Annotated in this window: 19 protein-coding genes and 1 pseudogene; 17 read left to right on the forward strand and 3 right to left on the reverse strand. The window is 71.5% G+C overall.

What is annotated here, in order from left to right:
* Positions 1-23 precede the first annotated feature (23 nt).
* A complete protein-coding gene (locus ACJJVL_RS08620) occupies positions 24-1127 on the reverse strand; it encodes a GNAT family N-acetyltransferase (protein WP_405218178.1) in 1104 nt (367 codons plus the stop codon).
* 51 nt (positions 1128-1178) lie between these two features.
* Between ACJJVL_RS08620 and ACJJVL_RS08625 the strand changes: the two genes are divergently transcribed.
* Positions 1179-1988, forward strand: coding sequence for an LLM class F420-dependent oxidoreductase (locus tag ACJJVL_RS08625; RefSeq protein ID WP_405218179.1), 810 nt, complete (start codon positions 1179-1181; stop codon positions 1986-1988).
* Between the two features lie 63 nt (positions 1989-2051).
* Here ACJJVL_RS08625 and ACJJVL_RS08630 read toward each other — a convergent pair whose 3' ends face one another.
* Positions 2052-3146, reverse strand: coding sequence for a YbdK family carboxylate-amine ligase (locus ACJJVL_RS08630; protein ID WP_405218180.1), 1095 nt, complete (start codon positions 3144-3146; stop codon positions 2052-2054).
* Between the two features lie 181 nt (positions 3147-3327).
* Between ACJJVL_RS08630 and rpsP the strand changes: the two genes are divergently transcribed.
* The 14 genes from rpsP (at position 3328) to ACJJVL_RS08700 (ending at position 13463) form a co-directional block, all read left to right on the forward strand.
* Entirely contained in the window at positions 3328-3798 is a 471-nt protein-coding gene (rpsP, locus tag ACJJVL_RS08635) for a 30S ribosomal protein S16 (RefSeq protein WP_405218182.1), read from the forward strand.
* A gap of 2 nt (positions 3799-3800) precedes the next feature.
* On the forward strand, positions 3801-4037 hold the full coding sequence (locus ACJJVL_RS08640; protein ID WP_405218183.1) for an RNA-binding protein: 237 nt from the start codon (positions 3801-3803) through the stop codon (positions 4035-4037).
* Positions 4038-4044: 7 nt separating this feature from the next.
* On the forward strand, positions 4045-4644 hold the full coding sequence (rimM, locus tag ACJJVL_RS08645) for a ribosome maturation factor RimM (protein ID WP_405218184.1): 600 nt from the start codon (positions 4045-4047) through the stop codon (positions 4642-4644).
* A gap of 3 nt (positions 4645-4647) precedes the next feature.
* Entirely contained in the window at positions 4648-5355 is a 708-nt protein-coding gene (gene trmD, locus ACJJVL_RS08650) for a tRNA (guanosine(37)-N1)-methyltransferase TrmD (RefSeq protein ID WP_405218185.1), read from the forward strand.
* 51 nt (positions 5356-5406) lie between these two features.
* The gene (locus ACJJVL_RS08655; protein WP_405218186.1) at positions 5407-6027 is read left to right on the forward strand and encodes a hypothetical protein; all 621 of its coding nucleotides are present in this window, start codon (positions 5407-5409) and stop codon (positions 6025-6027) included.
* Positions 6028-6204: 177 nt separating this feature from the next.
* Entirely contained in the window at positions 6205-6552 is a 348-nt protein-coding gene (gene rplS, locus ACJJVL_RS08660) for a 50S ribosomal protein L19 (protein ID WP_405218275.1), read from the forward strand.
* A 134-nt stretch (positions 6553-6686) separates the two neighbouring features.
* Positions 6687-7466 (forward strand): signal peptidase I, encoded by a 780-nt coding sequence (lepB, locus tag ACJJVL_RS08665; RefSeq protein WP_405218188.1) that lies wholly within the window; start codon positions 6687-6689, stop codon positions 7464-7466.
* Positions 7466-8092 carry a ribonuclease HII gene (locus ACJJVL_RS08670; protein ID WP_405218190.1) on the forward strand — a complete coding sequence of 209 codons (627 nt, stop codon included), beginning with the start codon at positions 7466-7468 and terminating at the stop codon, positions 8090-8092. Before lepB ends, ACJJVL_RS08670 begins: the two co-directional genes overlap by 1 nt.
* A 54-nt stretch (positions 8093-8146) precedes the next feature.
* Positions 8147-8470, forward strand: a complete 324-nt coding sequence (locus tag ACJJVL_RS08675; protein WP_347756980.1) for a DUF2469 domain-containing protein — start codon at positions 8147-8149, stop codon at positions 8468-8470.
* Between the two features lie 78 nt (positions 8471-8548).
* Positions 8549-8902 carry a YraN family protein gene (locus ACJJVL_RS08680; RefSeq protein ID WP_405218191.1) on the forward strand — a complete coding sequence of 118 codons (354 nt, stop codon included), beginning with the start codon at positions 8549-8551 and terminating at the stop codon, positions 8900-8902.
* A 23-nt stretch (positions 8903-8925) separates the two neighbouring features.
* Complete coding sequence (locus ACJJVL_RS08685) at positions 8926-10425, forward strand: YifB family Mg chelatase-like AAA ATPase (protein WP_405218193.1); 1500 nt, start codon at positions 8926-8928, stop codon at positions 10423-10425.
* A complete protein-coding gene (gene dprA, locus ACJJVL_RS08690) occupies positions 10422-11669 on the forward strand; it encodes a DNA-processing protein DprA (protein ID WP_405218194.1) in 1248 nt (415 codons plus the stop codon). Before ACJJVL_RS08685 ends, dprA begins: the two co-directional genes overlap by 4 nt.
* Positions 11666-12559 carry a metallophosphoesterase gene (locus ACJJVL_RS08695; RefSeq protein ID WP_405218196.1) on the forward strand — a complete coding sequence of 298 codons (894 nt, stop codon included), beginning with the start codon at positions 11666-11668 and terminating at the stop codon, positions 12557-12559. Before dprA ends, ACJJVL_RS08695 begins: the two co-directional genes overlap by 4 nt.
* Position 12560: 1 nt before the next feature.
* Positions 12561-13463, forward strand: a complete 903-nt coding sequence (locus ACJJVL_RS08700; protein WP_405218198.1) for a tyrosine recombinase XerC — start codon at positions 12561-12563, stop codon at positions 13461-13463.
* 91 nt (positions 13464-13554) lie between these two features.
* Here ACJJVL_RS08700 and ACJJVL_RS08705 read toward each other — a convergent pair.
* Positions 13555-14310: pseudogene (locus ACJJVL_RS08705) on the reverse strand (murein hydrolase activator EnvC family protein); the annotation flags it as partial.
* On the opposite strand from ACJJVL_RS08705, the gene rpsB reads away from it, so the two are divergent.
* Positions 14198-15169 carry a 30S ribosomal protein S2 gene (gene rpsB, locus ACJJVL_RS08710; RefSeq protein ID WP_405218200.1) on the forward strand — a complete coding sequence of 324 codons (972 nt, stop codon included), beginning with the start codon at positions 14198-14200 and terminating at the stop codon, positions 15167-15169. The pseudogene ACJJVL_RS08705 and the gene rpsB overlap by 113 nt on opposite strands.
* An 11-nt stretch (positions 15170-15180) precedes the next feature.
* On the forward strand, positions 15181-16008 hold the full coding sequence (tsf, locus tag ACJJVL_RS08715; RefSeq protein WP_405218201.1) for a translation elongation factor Ts: 828 nt from the start codon (positions 15181-15183) through the stop codon (positions 16006-16008).
* Positions 16009-16127 lie beyond the last annotated feature (119 nt).

The following is a 16127-nucleotide window of genomic DNA, read 5'->3' on the forward strand; positions in this document are numbered from 1 at the left end:
CCTCGACCTGCGGGGGTGACGCGCTAGAGCTCGATCGAGTACATCGTCGAGCCGTGCTCCTTCGTGTAGCCGAGGCTGGCGTAGAGTCCCTGGGCGCCGGAGGGGTTCTCGGTGTCCACGTCCAGCACGGCCGCGTCCATCCCCGAGTCCGCGAATGCGCGCATGCTCGCGACGAGCGCCGCGATCGCACCCTTCCTGCCGCGGTAGGCGCGACGGGTTCCCAGCACGTCGACGTAGCCGAAGCTGTAGCCGCGCACATCGAAGTCAGCGGCGTAGCGACTGCTGATCGAGTAGGCGACCACGAGCGGATCGCCGGCCTCGAGCGCCGCTCGCGTCCCCGCATCCGTGGTCTCGTCCGCCAGCAGCGCGCCCACATCGGGCGCGTCGTCGACGACGACGAACGACCACTCGGGTGCGAACTCGCTGCGCCCGTTCGTCCACTGCTCCATCGTCTGCGGCTGGCTGCCCCAGTGGTCCCGGAACGCGTCGTTGTGCGCGAGCCGAGTGGCGTCGTCGAGCTCGGGAGAGAACGGCACGAGGCGCAGCGAGCCGGTGAGCTCGACCTCGGGCACGGCTGGCGCATCGCTCGTGAGCGGGCGCTTGAGATCGGAGAAGTAGCGGCGCGGCTCGAAGCCCGCGTGCGTGTAGAGCCGGTGCTTCGAGGCGGGATCGTCGTCCTCGGCGTAGGCGGCGATGCGAGCGGGCAGTTCCTTGCCGGATGACGCCAGGATCTGCCGAGCGCGTGCGAGCTGCCACGCGAGCACCTCGCGCCCGATGCCCTCGCCGCGTCGGGACGGGTGCACGCCGCCGAAGACGAAGACGCGGATCGTGGTCGTGTCGCCCGGGGCCGTGCCCACGAGTGCCGCGGCGCGCAGCTCGCTCTCGTCATCGAATCCCAGCAGTGTGTCGTGCTCGAGGTCGCGCCAGGCGGCACCGAGCTCCTCGCGGGTCTCAGCCTCGGTCTCGCGGTACGGTGCACCGTCGGCCTCGGCCACCGTGTTGTTGAAGGCGGTCAGGCGCGCCGTGTCCTCGACGGTCGCTGGGCGCCACGAGAGCGAGCCCGCGGTGATCGATGGCAGGGTCGCGGGCGCGGCCGCACGGTCGGCAATGGGGGAGAGCTGGTTCACGAAACCAGCGTAGAGCGATGCGACCCGCGGCGACCCGCATAGGCTCGACGCATGATCGATCGACCCACCAGGATCGGCGTGCAGCTCGCGCCGCAGCACATCACGATGCAGGCCACCATCGATGCCGCGAAGCGGCTCGAAGACATGGGCGTCGACGCCGTCTTCGGCTGGGATCACTTCTTCCCGCTCTCGGGGGACCCGGACGGGGTGCACTTCGAGGCCACGGCGCAGCTGGCCGCATGGGCGGTCGCGACCGAGCGGGTGCAGCTGGGCGCGCTGGTGTTCTGCAACTCCTACCGGAATCCGGAGCTGCTGGCCGACACCGTGCGCACGATCGACCACATCGCGGGCGGCCGCTTCGTCTTCGGCATCGGCGGCGGCTGGTTCGAGCGCGACTACGAGGAGTACGGCTACGAGTTCGGCACGCCGGGCTCGCGGCTGCGCGACCTGGCGGCATCGCTGCCCCGCATCCGTGCGCGATGGGCGAAGCTGAACCCGCCGCCGATGGGCGAGATGCCCATCCTGATCGGCGGGAAGGGGGAGCGGAGGACCCTGCCGATGGTCGCAGAGCACGCCGACATCTGGCACTCCTTCGTCGGGCCCGACGAGCTGCCGCACAAGCTCGACGTGCTCCGACGGGCGTGCGAGACGCGCGGACGCGACATCGCCGAGATCGAGATCTCGAACGGTGCGAGCGTGCGCAGCGGGAGCGACGCCGTCGGCCTCGAACGGCTCGACGCCCTCCACGCGGCGGGCACCCGGCTGCTGACGATCCCGCTCTCTGGCGACGACACCCCGGACGGCTATGCCTTCGACCGCGTGCAGGGCTTCCTCGACTGGCGCGACCGCAAGAACGCGTGACGGCCGGCGTCGCGCACCGGTGCGGATGAGCGCGCAGCGGCTCGATTCCGGGAAGCGCAACGATCAGGCGCGCATCGCCTCGCGAATCTCGGCCAGCACCGCGCCGTGGCCGCCGCGGGCGTAGGCGGCGCGCTGCTGCGCGGCCGAGCCGCCGCGCGCCAGCACCCTTCCCGCGGCCGCGATCGAGCGCGTCGCCCCCAGATCCCGCGCGATGGGCGCCACGCGCTCCAGCGTCTCGCCGATGGCATCGCGCACACGCTGCAGCGTGCCGTCCTCATCCATGATCACCGTCGCCTCAAGGCCGTCGCGAGCCGCTCGCCACTTGTTCTCGCGCACGAGCCAGGAGGGCAGATGCCGCTGCGGCTCTCCCTCGTCGAGTGCGCGCGATGCCTCCTCGATCAGGCAGTGGATGAGGGCGGTGACCGCAGCGAGGTCGTCGATCGACGGCGCGCCGTCGGCGACGCGCACCTCGACGGTGCCGATCGCCGGGGAGGGGCGAACGTCCCAGCGGAGCTCGCCGACGTCGTCGATCACGCCTGCCGTCAGCATGTCGTGCAGTGTGCGCTCGTACTCCCCCCAGTCCACGAGCATCGGCGGCAGGCCCCCCGTCGGCAGCTGCTGGAAGAGCATCGTGCGGTGCGAGGCGAAGCCGGTGTCGAGCCCCTGCCAGAACGGGCTGGAGGCGGAGAGGGCGAGGATGAGCGGCAACCGGTCGAGCATCGTGCGCATGAGCGGCACGACCTTGTTCCTGTCCTCCACGCCGACGTGATTGTGCACGCCGAAGATGATGAGCCGGCGCCCCCAATCGCCCGCCTTCTGCACCACGCGCGCGTACCGGGGATCGTCGCCCTGCGACTGCTCGCGCCAGCGACTCGTGGGGTGGGTGCCGGTGCCGACCAGCGCGACGCCCAGCCGATCAGCGGCCGCACACGCGGTGTCGCGCATCGATCGCAGCTCGTCGATCGCCTCGTCCGTGGTGGAGTGGACACCGGTGATCAGCTCGATCATGCCGGTCAGGAACTCCTTGTCGAAGCGCCGGTCATCGATGGCCTCGAGCAGCTCCTTCGCGCGCGGCGCGATCTCGCCGGTGCGGGGGTCGACGAGCGCGAGCTCCCACTCGACACCGAGCGACGAGCGCGGGGAGGCGGCGAACTGCATGGCTGAAGCGTACGGCGACAACCCGAGTGGCGCGCGCATCGTTCGCAGATGTGCCAGAATGGGGGGTCGAGCACGCGCCCGACCCTCTATCCGGCGCGCGACGCTCACCGAGCTTTGCGGGCCGCGCATCCCCACATGCGCAGGCCGCGGTGCAACATCCATTACACAAAGCAGGAGAACTGTGGCAGTCAAGATCCGTTTGAAGCGCTTCGGCAAGATCCGTGCGCCCTTCTACCGCGTCGTCGTCGCCGACTCGCGCACCAAGCGCGACGGCCGCGTGATCGAGGAGATCGGGCAGTACCACCCGACCGAGCACCCCTCGTTCATCAAGATCGACAGCGAGCGCGCGCAGTACTGGCTCGGCGTCGGTGCGCAGCCGACCGAGCAGGTCGCGGCACTCCTGAAGCTCACGGGCGACTGGGGTCGCTTCACGGGCGAGGGCCCCACCGAGAGCCAGGTCAAGGCGCCCGAGGGCAAGAAGTCCTTCGAGGCCGACGAGTCCAAGAAGCCGGTCCTGAAGCCCAAGGCTGAGAAGCCCGCTGAGGCGCCCGCAGCCGAGGCCGAGGCCTCGGAGGCGTCGACCGCCGCCGCAGAGGCTCCGGCGACCGAGACCGAGTCGGCGGACGCCGGCGAAGCCGAGAAGCAGGACTGAGCATGCTGCGCGATGCACTCGAGCACCTCGTGAAGGGGATCGTCGATCGCCCCGATGAGGTGCGCGTGGGCGCGCGCGACACGCAGCGCGGCGAGGTCCTCGAGGTGCGCGTGCACCCCGAGGACCTCGGTCGTGTCATCGGGCGCGGCGGTCGCACCGCCGGCGCTCTGCGCACCGTCATGGGTGCGCTCCCCGGAGGACGCCGCGTCCGCGTGGACGTGGTGGACACCGATCGCTAGGCCCGCCGTGCCAGCGCGCACCCAGCTGCGCGTCGGACGGCTTGCCAGGGCCCACGGGCTCAAGGGCGCGATCAAGGTCGAGCTCTACACCGATGATCCCGGTCGACGCTTCGTCCCGGGCGCCCGGTTCGCGCTCCAGGTGCCGACGTCGTCGAAGTGGCACGGCAAGTCGCTCGAGCTGCGAGAGCTCCGCGTCTACAACGGCAGTCCCGTCGCGTTCTTCGACGGCGTGACCGACCGCACCGAGGCCGAGTCGCTCGTGAAGGCGGTGCTGTGGGTCGAGCAGGACCCCACGGAGCTGCCGGTCGAGCCCGATGCCTGGTACGTGCATCAGCTCGCGGGCCTCGAGGTGTGGCGCGATGGCGCCCGCATCGGCCGCGTCGTGCGCGTGGACGCGATGCCCGCGCAGGACATGCTGATCGTCGACCACGGTGGCAACGAGGTGATGGTGCCGTTCGTGAAGGCGATCGTGCCCGAGGTCGATCTGCGGGCAGGGCGCCTCACCGTCACGCCGCCTGCTGGACTGTTCGAGGAGCTCGAGCCCGACGACGAGACGCTCGAGCCCGGCAAGCCCGCCGACGGAACCGCCGCCGACGACCAGGCCTAGGCTATGCGGATCGACATCGTCACGATCTTCCCGGAGTTCTTCGGGGTGCTCGACGTCTCGTTGCTCGGCAAGGCCCGCCGCGAGCGTCTGCTCGAGTTGGGCGTGCACGACCTGCGCGACTGGACGCACGACCGGCACCGCACCGTCGACGACACCCCCTACGGCGGTGGCGCCGGCATGGTGATGAAGCCGGAGCCGTGGGGTGAGGCGCTCGACGCGATCCTCGACGCAGACCCGATCGTGGATGCGGTGGTCGTCTTCCCGACGCCTGCGGGTGTGCCGTTCACCCAGGCCCTCGCGCGCGAGCTCGCCGCCGAGCCGCACCTGGTGTTCGCGTGCGGCCGCTACGAGGGCATCGACGCGCGCGTCGCCGACTACGCCGCGACGCGCGCCCGGGTGCTGGAGGTGAGCCTGGGCGACTACGTGCTCAACGGCGGGGAGGTCGCCGCGATGGCGATGATCGAGGCCATCGGACGCCTGGTGCCCGGTGTGGTCGGCAACCCCGACAGCCTCGTCGACGAGAGTCACGAGGCGGGGCTGCTCGAGCACCCCTCCTACACGAAGCCGCAGGTCTGGCGGGGGCTCGAGGTGCCCGCGGTGCTGCGCAGCGGCAATCACGCGCACGTGGCGGCGTGGCGGCACGAGCAGTCGCTGGAGCGCACGCGCCGGGTGCGACCGGATCTGCTCTCGCACGACGACTCCGGTCGGTAGCCCTCAGCGAACACTCCGGCGGTGCCGGGCTCGGGTCGCTAGCCTCGAGGCATGGCGACGAGCACAGCAGACCAGCGCAGGCCCCGGCGGCACGGCGTGCTGCACGCGGGCTTCTGGGTGTTCGCGGCCTCGATCATCGTGCTGCCGGCCTGGATCATGTTCGGTCGCGCGCTGGCCGGCGCACCGCTGGGTGACGCGCTGCTGCTGCAGGCCTTCCTCGGCCCGGGACTCGCGATCGCCATCGCGCTCGTCGTCGGCATCACGGTCGCCCGCAAGGAGGTGCGCAGACCGCGCGCCATCACCTGGCGCGACCTGCGCCTGGTCGGGCCGTGGCTGCTCGTGATCGCACTCCTCGGATTCACGGTGGTGGATTCGGCCGGAGGCCGCACCGGCAGCGCGCTCACTGCCTGGTTCGGCGACGGCTGGCTGACGGCATCGCTGTCGTTCACCGCCATCGGCACCTTCGTGACGATCCTCGGCGGCATCGTGCTCTTCTGGCTGCAGGCGATGGCGCTCGGCCGCGAGACGCGTCGCCGGGTCGAGCGCGTGGTCAGCGACCTGCAGGCTCCGCTGCTCGAGCAGCGGCCGCGCGAGGCAGACGCCTCATTCCAGCGCATCGACGGCCCGCAGCAGGGCCGCGTGATCCGCATCGAGGACGACCCGGAGCGCTGACGGGGCCGTCGCGCTCGTGACAGCCTCCAGCGTGTGGCAAGATAGTTCCTTGGTGCCACTCGCGGCGCGGCCCTTCGGGGCGGCCTCTGCCACAGGGGAGCAGACGCGCGGCACCGCATCCAAGCTTCCTATCCAAGACGCGGTCGACCTGTGGCGGCCGCAGAGAGCGACATCGCCATGCACATCCTCGACAAGGTCGACGCAGCAAGCCTCAAGTCCGACATCCCCGACTTCCGCCCCGGCGACAACGTCAAGGTGCACGTCAACATCATCGAGGGCTCGCGCTCGCGAGTCCAGGTGTTCCAGGGCGTCGTGATCGGCCGCTCCGGCCACGGCGTGCGCGAGACGTTCACCGTCCGCAAGGTCTCGTTCCAGGTCGGCGTCGAGCGCACCTTCCCGGTGCACTCGCCGGTCGTCGACAAGATCGAGATCGTGAGCCGCGGCGACGTGCGCCGCGCCAAGCTCTACTACCTGCGCGGACTGCGCGGCAAGGCAGCGAAGATCCGCGAGAAGCGCGCCAGCTGAGGTCTTCGGCGAACGGGGTCGGCATCACGCCGACCCCGTTCGTGCGTTCGACGCCGAATCGTGATGCAACGCGGCCGGCAGCGACCGAACGGCGAGCGGTGCGCGCCTAGACTTGCGAGAGCGAAAGGGCGGGGATGACGCATTCGGTCGAGGCTGGCGAGTCGAGCCGCGGTGAGGGCACTGCCCGTCGTGGGCGCGGCGCGCTGCTGTTCCTCCGCGACATCGTCGTCATCTTCCTGGTCGCCCTGCTGATCTCGTTCCTCGTCAAGACCTTCCTCATCCGACCCTTCTGGATCCCGTCGGAGTCGATGAACGACACGCTCCAGGTCGACGACCGCATCATCGTCAGCCTGCTCACCCCAGCGCTGATCCCGGTCGAGCACGGCGACGTCGTCGTGTTCGAGGATCCGGGCGGCTGGCTGCCCGAGCAGCCGCGCGAGCCCGAGACCGGCATCGCGGGAGCCCTCGACTGGTTCCTGACCTTCGTGGGCCTGGCGCCGGAGGATCAGCACGGCTATCTCATCAAGCGCGTCATCGGGCTGCCCGGTGACACGGTGCAGTGCTGCAACGACTTCGGGCAGCTGCTCATCAACGGGGTGCCGATCGATGAGCCGTACCTGCGCCTCGACCAGGAGGGCCAGCCGGCGAGCGCGTCGACCTTCGACGTGACCGTCCCGGAGGGCCACCTGTGGGTGATGGGCGACAACCGCAACCACTCCGGTGACTCGCGCGCGCACACGGACGCGCCCGGTGGCGGCTTCGTGCCCATGCAGTCGGTGGTCGGTCGCGCCATCCTGATCTCCTGGCCGGTCGACCGCTGGACCTGGCTCGACGACTACCCGCAGTCCTTCGTCGGCGTGGAGGCGCAGGGCGCGGCGACCGAGGTGATGCTGCCGCAGGCGGTGGCGCACTGATGCCGGCCACCCCGACGCTCGATCATGAGCAGACGCTGTGGGCGGATGCGCCCTGCGTCATCGGCATGGACGAGGTCGGCAGGGGAGCACTGGCAGGCCCCGTCAGCGTCGGGGCGCTCGCGCTGGCCGCGGACTGCGGCGAGTGGCCGCAGCACCTGCGCGACTCGAAGACGATGACGCCCCTGCGCCGCGCATCCACGGCACCCCTCGTGCGGGAATGGGGCGTGAGCGCCGTCGGCCACGCGTCGAACGACGAGATCGACACGCTCGGGCTGACGGTCGCGCTCGGTCTCGCGGGCCGACGGGCGCTCGTCGGCCTGCACACGGCCGGTGTCGACGTGCGTGCCGCAGCGATCCTGCTGGACGGCACCTTCGACTGGCTCGCGCCCGCGCTGCGAGCGCCGGTGCGGACGACGCTGCGGGCGAAGGCCGATCGCGACTGCGCCTCCGTCTCCGGGGCGGCGCTGGTCGCGAAGGTCGAGCGCGACGAGCAGATGGTCGAGGCCGACGCGCAGCACCCCGGCTACGGCTGGGCATCGAACAAGGGCTACGGCTCTGCGGCCCACATGGCGGCGATCGCGGCGCTCGGCGCGACGGCCCTCCATCGGCGGACCTGGCTGCGCTGAGGGCTGCACGGCGGCTGAGCGATCGGGCCGGACGCGGGGCCATAGGATGGCAGCGTGGAACCCGAGGACATCGAAGACTACGACCGCGAGGTCGAACTCGCCCTGTTCAAGGAGTACCGCGACGTCGTCGGGATGTTCAAGCACGTCGTCGAGACCGAGCGGCGCTTCTACCTCGCCAACGACGTGAAGATCACCCGCCACGATGCGGGCACCGACTTCTACTTCGAGCTCGAGCTCACCGACGTGTGGGTCTGGGACATCTACCGCTCCGATCGCTTCATCAAGTCGGCGCGCATCCTCACCTTCAAGGACGTCAACGTCGAGGAGCTCGCGTCGCGCGATCTGGAGTTGCCGAAGGACCTCGCGATCGAGGAGTGACCCGGGCACCGACCCGACTCTCCACAGCCGTGCCGCAGCGCAGCGCGCGCGAGGGCTCACCTCCGGTTTCCTGCGCTCATGCGAGCGAAGGATCAGCTGGGGCTTGATGGCGAGGCGGCGGCGAGCCTGCACCTGCAGCGAGCCGGCATGCGCATCGTCGATCGACGCTGGCGCTGCGCGCACGGCGAGCTCGACATCGTCGCGATCGACGGCAGCACGGTCGTCTTCGTCGAGGTGAAGACCAGGCGCGACATCGCGTTCGGGCACCCCTTCGAAGCCATCACGCCCGCGAAGGTGCGCCGGCTGCGGGCACTCGCCGGGCTCTGGCTGCAGGCGCATGAGCTGCGCGGACCCGTGCGGATGGACGCGGTCGCGGTCATCGCACCGCGATCCGGCAGCTGGCGCATCGAGCACCTGCGGGGCATCTCGTGAGCGGCTTCGGACGCGCGGATTGCGTGGCGCTGCGAGGACTCACGGGCATCGGGGTGCAGATCGAGGTGCACGCCGCATCCGGGCTGCCGGCTGTCGTGATCGTCGGTCTGCCCGGACCGGCCGTGCAGCAGGCGCGCCACCGCACGTGGAGCGCGATCAGCCGCATGGGCCTCACGGCACCGACGGGGCGCGTCGTCATCAACCTCACGCCCGCCTCGCTCCCGAAGGCAGGCACGCACTTCGACCTTGCGATGGCGATCGCCGTGCTGCGCTCCAGCGGGGTCGTCCCCGCGGATGATGGATCGACAGCGCTGCTGGGCGAGCTGGGGCTCGATGGCAGGCTCCGGCCGGTCGCGGGCATCCTGCCGCTCGCGCGCGCCGCCGCCGAGGCCGGCATGACGCGGCTGGTCGTGCCCACCGCCTCCGTCGAGGAGGCATCGCTGGTCACGGCCCTGCGCGTGCAGGGCGCGCCGAGCCTCGCGCACGCTGCGGCGCTGCTGGGCGCCGAGCTCGATCCAGCGCCGGTCGATGTCGTGCCGCGAGAGGCTGTCCCGCGACGGGCGCACGATGCGGTCGATCTGGCGGATGTCGTCGGCAATCGCGATGCGGTGGAGGCGCTGGAGGTCGCCGCCGCGGGGGCGCACCACCTGATGATGATCGGTCCGTCGGGCGCGGGCAAGACCATGCTCGCGATGCGCCTGCCCGGCATCCTGCCGCCGCTCACCCAGCAGCAGGCGCTCGAGGTGGCGTCGCTGCGATCGCTCTGCGGGGAGGCCGTCCCGGCGACGCTCGACGTGCTGCCGCCCTTCGAGCACCCGCACCACACCGCGACAGGGGTGGCGCTCATCGGCGGTGGCTCCGGTGTGATCCGGCCGGGCGCCGCCGCCCGGGCCTCGCACGGGGTGCTGTTCCTCGACGAGGCACCGGAGTTCCCGCGCGCGGTGCTCGACATGCTGCGCCAACCGCTCGAGTCGGGCACGATCACCGTGGATCGCGCGGCAGGCAGCGCGACCTTCCCGGCGCGCTTCCAGCTGCTGCTCGCCGCGAATCCCTGCCCGTGCGGTCAGTTCGGCACGGGGGAGTGCACGTGCGCGCCGCAGCAGCGACGGCGATACTTCGCTCGACTGTCGGGCCCGCTGCTCGACCGGGTCGACCTGCAGGTCCGCGTCGATCGCGCCGCGACCGGCCTCGAACCGACGGAGACCACCGGTCAGCGGCGCTCGACCGCCGATGCGGCAGCGCGCGTCCGCGAGGCGCGCGAGCGGGCTGCGCGACGACTGCGAGACACCGGGTGGACGGCGATGGGGCATGTCCCCGGCCCGTGGCTGCGCCGGCACGTACCGCTCGAGGGCCACCTGCTCGCGCCGCTCGAGCGTGCGCTCGAGAGCGGCGTGCTCACGATGCGCGGCGTCGATCGAGCGGTGCGAGTCGCCTGGACCATGGCCGACCTCGACCGCCTCGCGGCGCCGACCCGCACGCACGTCGGGCGCGCGCTCGCGCTCAGGAAGGGGATCCCCGCATGACGCACTCGCAGACGCCGTTCCGCTTGGATCGAGCTCGCGTCCGGGAAGCGGTGGTCAGCACGCTGCCGACCGCGAGCAGCCCTCCCGACGACGAAGCAGTGCTCGCGCGCTTCGCGGCGGGCGCATGGACCGTGCTGCCGGAACCCGGTGATGCGGCCGCGGGGCTCGTGCGCGAACGGCTCGGCGACGTCCGCGCGCTGACACTGCTCGTCGATGGCGCCGAACCGGCAGCATGGGCGCGCGCGCTCGATGATCCCGAGGTCGCTCGCCTGGTGCCGGACGCCCTGGCGCGCTGGCGGCCGCGGCTGGACGCCGAACGGATCCTGGCCGCGTTCTCGCAGGGTGCGACCCACCGGCAGAGCCTCCTCACCCGGCACGATGCCGAGTGGCCGGGTGCGCTCGATGACCTCGGACCGCATGCGCCGTCGGCGCTCTGGGTCCGCGGCGACCCTGCTGCGCTCGACACCTGCGGGCGTTCTGCGGCACTCGTCGGCTCCCGAGCGTCCTCGGGCTACGGGGAGCTGGTCACGAGTCAGCTCGCCGGCGGCATCGTCGGTCGCGGCTTCGCGGTCGTCTCCGGCGGTGCCTACGGCATCGACGGCACGGCGCACCGAGCGACGATCGCGAGCGGCGGCACGACGGTCGCGGTGCTCGCGGGCGGGCTCGACCGCTTCTATCCTGCTGGCCACGACGAGCTGCTGCAGCGCGTGGCCGGCACCGGTTGCGTGATCGCGGAGGCGCCCAGCGGCGTGCCGCCGACGCGCTGGCGGTTCCTGGCGCGCAACCGCCTGATTGCGGCGCTCGCGAGCGCGACGGTCGTGGTCGAGGCCGGTCAGCGCTCGGGCTCGATCAACACCGCTGGGCACGCGGCTGCACTCGGCCGTCCGCTCGGCGCCGTCCCGGGTCCGGTGACCTCCGGTTCGAGCACGGGGTGCCATCGGCTGCTGCGGGATTACGGCGCAGCAGTCATCGAGCGCGCCGAGCACGTGGTCGAGCTGATCGACGGGCCCGCGCGGGAGAGCCCGCCGCTCGGCGGGGAGACGCACGATGAGGTGCGTGTGCTCGACGCGCTCAGCACGAGAGCCGCGCGCACCGTCGACGACCTGGCATCCCGCACCGGGATGGCACCGCGCGACGTGCGCGCCGTGCTCGCCCTGCTCGAGCTCGGCGGCCGCGTCGTCGAGCGGGCGAGTGGCTGGAGCCGCGCACCCCGGGGCGGCACCGCCGCTAGCCTGGGCGCGTGAGCTTCGGCATCCATCCAGCACCCGCGGCGGTGATCGCGCATCTGAGCGACACCCACCTGCTGGCCGGGGGTGCGCTGCTGGCCGATCTCGTCGACACCGCCGCGCACCTGCGTGCCACGGCGCAGCGCCTGCGCGTGGCGGCTGCGGACGCCGACGTCGTTGTCGTCTCCGGGGATGTCGCCGATCGGGGCGAGCCGGAGGCGTATGCGCTCGCGCGCGAGATCATCGAGCCGGTCGCCGCCGAGCTCGGTGCGCCGATCGTGTGGGCCGCGGGCAACCACGACGAGCGGCAGTCGATGCGCACCTCGCTCGGGCTCGCGGGCGCGCCCGCCGATCCGATCGACGCCACCATCGAGGTCGGCGATCTGCGCATCGTCTCGCTCGATTCCAGCCTGCCGGGCTGGCACCACGGCGGCTTCGATGCTGGGCAGGCCGACTGGCTGCGCGCGGCGCTCGCGGATCCGCCCGCCCTCGGGACCGTCCTCGTGATGCACCATCCGCCGCTGGCGTATCGCAGCAGGCTCATGCGGCTGTTGGAGTTCCGCGACGAGGAGCCGCTGGCCGAGGTGCTCGGAGACGGTCGGGTGCGCGCGATCCTCTCCGGCCACCTGCACGTCAACGGCTCCGGCACGTTCCGCGGGATCCCCGTGGTGCTCGCCGGAGCGACCAGCTATGCGGACGACCTGGGCGGTCCGCCGCCGGCCATGCACGGCATCGATGCCACGCAGTCGTTCAACCTGGTCGAGCTCTACCCCGACTCGATGTCCCACACGGTCGTGCCGGCGCTGCAGCACGAGTCGCGCGAGACGCTGCCCGCGCACGTGGTCGAGCAGGTGCTGCAGCTCGACCCGGCCGAGCGCATGGAGCGCTTCAGCAGGAAGCCCGACTGACGTGCTGCTCGACGCGGCCATCGACGGCTACCTCGCCCACCTCGAGCGCGAGCGCGGATACGCCGCGAACACCGTGCGCGCCTACCGCGGCGATCTGCGCAGCCTCGCCGAGCACTGCGACGCCGCGAGCATCGAGGACGCCGAGGCGATCGACATCGACACGCTGCGCGACTGGCTCTTCTCCAGCGCGGAGGCCGGGATGGGCAAGGCGACCATCGCGCGCCGCAGTGCCGCGGCGCGTGGCCTCAGCCGCTGGATCGCCGCGCAGGGAGGCGCCGATGTCGCGGGTCGACTGCGCACCCCCAAGCGAGATCGGCACCTGCCCCGCGTGCTCTCCCGGCAGGCGATGGACGACGTGCTCGCGCGGCTGGCAGCTGCGGCTGCCGAGGGGGAGAGCACCGCGCTGCGAGATCTCGCGGTGGTCGAGCTGCTCTACGCGTCAGCGCTCCGCGTGAGCGAGCTCGTCGGGCTGGATGTCGACGACGTGGACCTCGAGCGACTGACGGTGCGCGTCGTCGGCAAGGGCACGAAGGAGCGCGTGGTGCCGTTCGGGCGCCCCGCACTCGACGCCCTCGTCGATTGGATGCGCCTGGGGCGCGTCGGGCTCGCCAACCCCGCGAAGCCGCATCCGGCACTCTTCCTCGGGGCGCGCGGCGGACGGCTCGGTCAACGGCGGGTGCATGAGCTCGTCACCGCCCTGCTGGCCGAGCTGCCGGGATCGGGGCCGCACGGACCGCACGCGCTGCGCCACACCGCTGCCACGCACCTGCTCGACGGCGGCGCCGACCTGCGGGCGGTGCAGGAGATGCTCGGGCACGCGAGCCTCGGCACGACGCAGATCTACACCCACGTCTCGCTGGATCGCCTCGCGAGCGCCTATCGGACGGCGCACCCTCGGGCGTGAGCGCGCGGCGCGGCCGGCTCGCCGCCTTCCGCTCCCCGCTCGGCAGCAGCACCGGACGCTCGACGCCCAGCAGCGAGAGCGGATCGATGTAGGCCCCGTCCCGCCGAGCGCCGAGGTGCAGCCGTGATGCTCCCGGCACGTGGTCGGCCAGCAGCACGCCGATCTGCTGCCCCTGCGTGACGACCTCTCCCGTGGTGACGGTGGGCTGCACGGGCTCGAAGCTCGACACCAGAGAGCCCGCATGGTCGATCGACACGACGGGGCGCCCCGCGACCGGTCCCGCGAACCGCACGACGCCATCCTGCGGGGCGAGCACCGGCGACCCCTCCGGCGCCGCGATGTCGATGCCGCGATGGCCGGGTCCGTACGGTGTCGCGGGCGGATCGAAGGCCCGCACGACGTCGTGCGGCACCGCCGGCCAGGCCCAGGCGGCGAGCGCGGCGACGAGCAGCAGCATGATCCGATGCATGCCGGCATCGTGCACGACCGGTGCCGTTGCCCGCTGCGCGGTGCCGCGCCGCGGTGGACAGCTCGGCACGCGAGCGCGGTCACCGGGCATGTACCATGGGAGGGCATCGTTTCTGCGATGACTTCGCGCGTCCGTCGCGACACCTCTTCCACCGGTCCATCCGTCTGAGCCCTCGTGCTCCGGCAGGTGGCGGGAGCGGGTCAGGGCGCCAGGGGCAGGGCCACCGGCCATGCCGACAGAACCGCAACAGAAGAAGGAGGCGGCAATGGCCGTCGTCACCACTCGCCAGCTGCTCGACAGCGGCGTGCACTTCGGGCACCAGACCCGACGCTGGAACCCCAAGATGAAGCGATTCATCTTCACGGAGCGCTCCGGCATCTACATCATCGACCTGCAGCAGTCGCTTGCCTACATCGACAAGGCGTACGACTTCGTCAAGGAGACCGTCGCCCACGGCGGCAGCGTGCTGTTCGTCGGCACGAAGAAGCAGGCGCAGGAGTCCATCGCCGAGCAGGCGACGCGCGTCGGCCAGCCCTTCGTGAACCAGCGCTGGCTCGGCGGTCTGCTGACGAACTTCAACACGATCTCCAAGCGCCTCAGCCGCATGAAGGAGCTCGAGGAGCTCGACTTCGAAGACACGTCGATCTACACCAAGAAGGAGCTGCTGCTCAAGAAGCGCGAGCTCATCAAGCTGCAGAAGTCGCTCGGCGGCATCCGCAACCTCCAGCGCACGCCCTCGGCGATCTGGATCGTGGACACCAACAAGGAGCACCTGGCGGTCGACGAGGCCAAGAAGCTGGGCATCCCGATCATCGCGATCCTCGACACCAACTGCGACCCGGACGACGTGCAGTTCCCGATCCCGGGCAACGACGACGCGATCCGCTCGGTCGCGCTGCTGACGAAGATCGTGGCGGACGCCGCAGCAGAGGGCCTCATGCAGCGCCACGGTGGCGGCGACGCCGCCGCAGAGCCGATGGCCGAGTGGGAGCGCGAGCTGCTCGAGGAGCAGTCCGCAGCACCCGCCGCCGACGCTCCTGCAGAGGCGCCCGCCGCGGACGCGACCGAGGCGCCTGCCGCCGACGCCGCTGAGACGACTGCCACCGAGGCGCCGGCCGCTGACGCGGCAGCCGCCCCCGCTGCCGAGGAGACCACGGACGAGGCCGCGGAGGCGCCCGCTGCTGCCGAGACCCCGGCAGAGACCACCGAGGACGCCGCCGCGTCCACCTCGAACTAAGGAGCAGCTGCATGGCCAACATCAGCATCGCCGACCTCAAGATGCTGCGCGAGCAGCTCGGCACCGGCATGAGCGACACCAAGGCCGCCCTCGAGGAGGCCAACGGCGACGTCGAGAAGGCGACCGAGATCCTGCGTCTCAAGGGTGCGAAGGGCAACGCGAAGCGCGCCGACCGCTCGACGAGCGAGGGCCTCATCGCCACCGCTGAGAGCGACGGCGCGGTCACGATGATCGCCCTCGCGTGCGAGACCGACTTCGTCGCGAAGAACGAGAAGTTCATCGCGCTGTCGGAGCGCGTGGTCGCGGCAGTGGCGGCTTCCGGTGCCACCGATCTGGAGTCGGGCCTCGCGGCACCGGCCGAGTCCGGCACCGTGCAGTCGATCATCGAGGAGCAGGCGGCGACCATCGGGGAGAAGGTCGAGCTCACGAAGGTGACTCGTCTCGAGGGCGCCGAGCACGCCGTCTACCTGCACCGCACCTCCAAGGACCTGCCCCCGCAGGTCGGCGTCGTGGTGGCCTACACGGGCGATGACGCGGAGACCGCCCGCGCGGTCGCCCAGCACATCGCCATGTTCGACCCGCGCTACGTCTCGCGCGACGAGGTGCCCGCTGCAGAGGTCGAGAAGGAGCGCGAGCTCGTCACCGAGATCGCGCGCGGCGAGGGCAAGCCCGAGGGCGCCCTGCCGAAGATCATCGAGGGACGCCTGACCGGGTTCTTCAAGCAGATGGTGCTGCTCGACCAGGACTACGCACGCGACAACAAGCAGTCGGTCGCGAAGGTGCTCGAGGCCGCGGGCCTCGAGATCACGGGCTTCGCCCGCTTCAAGATCGGCGCATAAGCACCGAGTGCACGACGCAAGGGCCGGGGGAGACCCCGGCCCTTGCGTCGTCCCGTGGACGCGATCGGGATAGACTTCTGCACGGTCCGCGCTCGGGCCGAGACCTGCACGAGGAGCAT

It is taken from the genome of Agrococcus sp. Ld7 (assembly GCF_045064095.1).
In the GTDB taxonomy this organism is placed as follows: domain Bacteria; phylum Actinomycetota; class Actinomycetes; order Actinomycetales; family Microbacteriaceae; genus Agrococcus.

What these genes read in the sequence shown, in the direction of transcription:
- trmD (WP_405218185.1), top strand. Translation starts at nt 4,648, where the DNA reads ATGCGGATCGACATCGTCACGATCTTCCCGGAGTTCTTCGGGGTGCTC.
- ACJJVL_RS08640 (WP_405218183.1), top strand. Translation starts at nt 3,801, where the DNA reads ATGCTGCGCGATGCACTCGAGCACCTCGTGAAGGGGATCGTCGATCGC.
- tsf (WP_405218201.1), top strand. Translation starts at nt 15,181, where the DNA reads ATGGCCAACATCAGCATCGCCGACCTCAAGATGCTGCGCGAGCAGCTC.
- rpsB (WP_405218200.1), top strand. Translation starts at nt 14,198, where the DNA reads ATGGCCGTCGTCACCACTCGCCAGCTGCTCGACAGCGGCGTGCACTTC.
- ACJJVL_RS08625 (WP_405218179.1), top strand. Translation starts at nt 1,179, where the DNA reads ATGATCGATCGACCCACCAGGATCGGCGTGCAGCTCGCGCCGCAGCAC.
- ACJJVL_RS08630 (WP_405218180.1), bottom strand. Translation starts at nt 3,146, where the DNA reads ATGCAGTTCGCCGCCTCCCCGCGCTCGTCGCTCGGTGTCGAGTGGGAG.
- ACJJVL_RS08655 (WP_405218186.1), top strand. Translation starts at nt 5,407, where the DNA reads ATGGCGACGAGCACAGCAGACCAGCGCAGGCCCCGGCGGCACGGCGTG.
- ACJJVL_RS08670 (WP_405218190.1), top strand. Translation starts at nt 7,466, where the DNA reads ATGCCGGCCACCCCGACGCTCGATCATGAGCAGACGCTGTGGGCGGAT.
- dprA (WP_405218194.1), top strand. Translation starts at nt 10,422, where the DNA reads ATGACGCACTCGCAGACGCCGTTCCGCTTGGATCGAGCTCGCGTCCGG.
- lepB (WP_405218188.1), top strand. Translation starts at nt 6,687, where the DNA reads ATGACGCATTCGGTCGAGGCTGGCGAGTCGAGCCGCGGTGAGGGCACT.
- ACJJVL_RS08680 (WP_405218191.1), top strand. Translation starts at nt 8,549, where the DNA reads ATGCGAGCGAAGGATCAGCTGGGGCTTGATGGCGAGGCGGCGGCGAGC.
- rplS (WP_405218275.1), top strand. Translation starts at nt 6,205, where the DNA reads ATGCACATCCTCGACAAGGTCGACGCAGCAAGCCTCAAGTCCGACATC.